We start from the raw sequence: 3,519 nt of genomic DNA on the forward strand, positions 1-3,519 counted from the left end.
AGGCTGTTTCGCGCGGAGCGCTAGCGGAGCGGGAAACAGCCTGCCGACCGTGACGGGGGTTTTAGGGGGTCGTCCCCCTAATCTTCGAAAGCCTCCGGCGGGGGGCAGGAGCAGACGAGGTTGCGGTCGCCGTAGGCCTGGTCGATGCGGCGGACCGGCGGCCAGTACTTGGTCTCGCGGAGGGCGGGGACGGGGTAGGCGGCCTCGTCGCGGGTGTAGGCGTGCTTCCAGTCGTCGGAGACGAGGCAGGCGGCGGTGTGCGGGGCGTTCTTGAGGGGGTTGTCCTCGCGGTCGTAACCGCCGTCGGCGACGCGCTGGATCTCCCGGCGGATCTCGATCATGGCGTCGCAGAACCGGTCGAGCTCGGCGAGGTCCTCGGACTCGGTGGGCTCGATCATCAGGGTGCCGGCGACGGGGAAGGAGAGCGTCGGGGCGTGGAAGCCGTAGTCGATGAGGCGCTTGGCGACGTCCTCGGCGGTGATCCCGGTCTCCTTGGTGATCTTGCGGAGGTCCGCGATGCACTCGTGCGCGACGAGGCCGTTGCGGCCGGTGTAGAGGATCGGATAGTGCGGGCCGAGGCGGGCGGCGAGGTAGTTCGCGCCGATGATGGCGCCCTCGGTGGCGGCGCGCAGGCCGTCCGGGCCCATCATCGCGATGTACGCCCAGGAGATCGGCAGGATGCCCGCCGAGCCCCACGGGGCGGCGGAGATCGGGCCGACGCCGGTGCCGGCGGGGCCGGCCTCCTCGCGCAGCGGGTGGTTCGGCAGGAACGGGGCGAGGTGCTCGCGGACGCCGATGGGGCCGACGCCGGGGCCGCCGCCGCCGTGCGGGATGCAGAACGTCTTGTGCAGGTTGAGGTGCGAGACGTCGGAGCCGAACTCGCCGGGGCGGGCGAGGCCGACGAGCGCGTTGAGGTTGGCGCCGTCGACGTAGACCTGCCCGCCCGCCGCGTGGACGGCGGCGCACACGTCGGTGATCGACTCCTCGAACACGCCGTGCGTGGACGGGTACGTCACCATGATCGCGGCGAGCCGGTCGCCGTGCTTGGCGATCTTGGCGTGCAGGTCGTCGAGATCGACGTTGCCGCCCTCGTCGCACTTGACGACGACGACGCGCATCCCGGCCATGACGGCGCTGGCGGCGTTGGTGCCGTGCGCCGAGGACGGGATGAGGCAGACGTCGCGGTGCTCGTCGCCGCGGGAGGCGTGGTAGCCGCGGATGGCGAGGAGCCCGGCCAGCTCGCCCTGCGATCCGGCGTTGGGCTGGACGGACACCTTGGCGTATCCGGTGATCTCGGCGAGCGCGTCCTCCAGCTCGCCGATCAGCTCGACGTACCCGGCGGCCTGGTCGATGGGCGCGAACGGGTGGACGTTCGCGAACTCCGGCCAGGTGATCGGCTCCATCTCGGCGGTGGCGTTCAGCTTCATCGTGCAGGAGCCGAGCGGGATCATCGAGCGGTCGAGGGCGATGTCCTTGTCCTGCAGCTTGCGCAGGTAGCGGAGCATCGCGGTCTCGGAGCGGTGCGCGTGGAACACCGGGTGGGTCAGGTAGGGGCTCTCGCGGCGCAGGCCGTCCGGGACGGCCTCCTGCGCGCCGGCGGTCTCGGTGGGCACCCCGAACGCCTCGAGGACGGCGGTAACGTGCTCGGGCAGCGTCGTCTCGTCGCAGGCGACGGCGACGTGGTCGGGTCCGTCCGGGCGCAGGTTGATGCCGCGCTCGCGGGCGGCCTCGACGACCTCGGCGGCCCGGCCCGGGACCTTCGCCAGGACGGTGTCGAAGAACGCGCCGTGGACGACCTCGACGCCGCCGGCGCGCAGGCCCGCGGCGATCTCGGCGGCGCGGCGGTGCGTCCGCTGGGCGATCGCGGCGAGCCCCTCGGGGCCGTGGTACACGGCGTACATGCTCGCCATGACGGCGAGGAGGACCTGCGCGGTGCAGATGTTGCTGGTGGCCTTCTCGCGGCGGATGTGCTGCTCGCGGGTCTGCAGGGCGAGGCGGTACGCGGTGGCGCCGTCGGCGTCGACGGACACGCCGACGAGGCGTCCGGGCAGCTGCCGCTGGATGCCCTCGCCGACCGCCATGTAGCCGGCATGCGGGCCGCCGAACCCGTAGGGGACGCCGAACCGCTGTGCGGAGCCCACGGCGATGTCGGCGCCGGACTCCCCCGGCGGCCGCAGCAGCGTCAGGGCGAGCAGGTCGGCGGCGACGACGACCTTGGCGCCGCGCTCGTGCGCCTGCGCGGTGAGCGGCTCCAGGTCGCGGACGGCGCCGGACGCGCCGGGGTACTGGAGCAGGACGCCGAAGAAGTCGCCGTCGGGCAGCCCTTCGGACAGGTCGGCGACGGCGACCTCGATGCCGAGCGGGACAGCGCGGGTGCGCACGACCTCGATCGTCTGCGGGAGCGCGTCGGCGTCCACGAGGAACGTCCCGGGCTCCTTGCGCTTCGACACCCGGTGCGCGAGCGCCATCGCCTCGGCGGCGGCGGTGCCCTCGTCCAGCATGGACGCGTTGGCGACCGGGAGGCCCGTCAGGTCGGACACGACCGTCTGGAAGTTCAGCAGCGCCTCGAGCCGGCCCTGCGAGATCTCCGGCTGGTACGGGGTGTAGGCGGTGTACCAGCCCGGGTTCTCCAGCACGTTGCGCAGGATCACGCCCGGCGTGATCGTCCCGTGGTAGCCGAGGCCGATCATCGAGGTGAGGACGGTGTTGCGGGACGCCAGCTCGCGCAGCCGGGCCAGCGCGGCGGTCTCGCTCAGCGCGGGCGGCAGCTCCAGCGGCCGGGACGTGCGGATCGCGGCCGGGACTGCGTCGTCGATCAGCGCCTCGGCGCCGGAGTAGCCGATGGCCGCCAGCATCCGGGCCCGCTCGTCCGGGGACGGGCCGACGTGCCGGTCGGCGAACGTGGAACGGGGGTGCTGCGGCGAGGCCACGGGGGCGAAGAACTGGGCGGTCATGGAGAGCCTCCTGGCTGCTGCGGTCGCTCAGGGCCGCCGCCGGCAACGGGCCGGCGGCCGGTCTCCCCCTCTGTCATCGGCACCTGAGAGCTTCCCCCGCCAGGCGGGATTTCCCCTTCGGTGAGCCGCCCCTCCCCGGTCAGGGGGATCGGCGCCTGCTTTCCAGAGGTGCCTCGCCCGCGCGGTCCTTTTGCCTGAGAGGTTCCGGGGAGGTTGCCCCTTCGGCGCCCCACGCTGGCCGCATGGGGTCTCTCCCGCGCAGGGTCGACGGCATGTCCGGAACAAACCCTACCCAACCTTCCGCCCGGCGATCGTCGGGCGCCCCCGCGAACCGTCGCATCGCCGGCGCCGGCCGCCGCGCGGAGCCGGGGTGATGGACGGTCCGGGCATGTACCGGCAAGTACGATGTGCACAGCTCACCGGGGCGGCCGCGGGCCGGGCGCGCCCACCGGGCGGACGGGGCGCCGCGCCGTCCGCACGGCGGCCCGGGGGGCGCCGGGGGACGGCGCGCCCCCGGCCCGGGGTCGGTGATCAGGTTGGGGGGGGGTGAGGGGGGGGGGAGGGC

1 protein-coding gene and 1 riboswitch are annotated in these 3,519 nt (G+C 73.7%); the gene reads right to left on the reverse strand.

Going from position 1 to position 3,519, the window contains the following annotated elements; translation table 11 throughout:
• Window positions 1-77: 77 nt before the first annotated feature.
• Window positions 78-2,954 (reverse strand): aminomethyl-transferring glycine dehydrogenase, encoded by a 2,877-nt coding sequence (gcvP, locus tag AB0C78_RS50565; protein WP_360762961.1) that lies wholly within the window; start codon window positions 2,952-2,954, stop codon window positions 78-80.
• Between the two features lie 172 nt (window positions 2,955-3,126).
• Window positions 3,127-3,221: riboswitch (glycine riboswitch) on the reverse strand.
• Between the last annotated feature and the right edge of the window lie 298 nt (window positions 3,222-3,519).

The organism is Actinomadura sp. NPDC048394, from assembly GCF_040651755.1.
Lineage (GTDB): Bacteria > Actinomycetota > Actinomycetes > Streptosporangiales > Streptosporangiaceae > Spirillospora > Spirillospora montaniterrae.

Coding starts and splice junctions, on each gene's coding strand:
- gcvP (WP_360762961.1), bottom strand. CDS start 2,954: ATGACCGCCCAGTTCTTCGCCCCCGTGGCCTCGCCGCAGCACCCCCGT.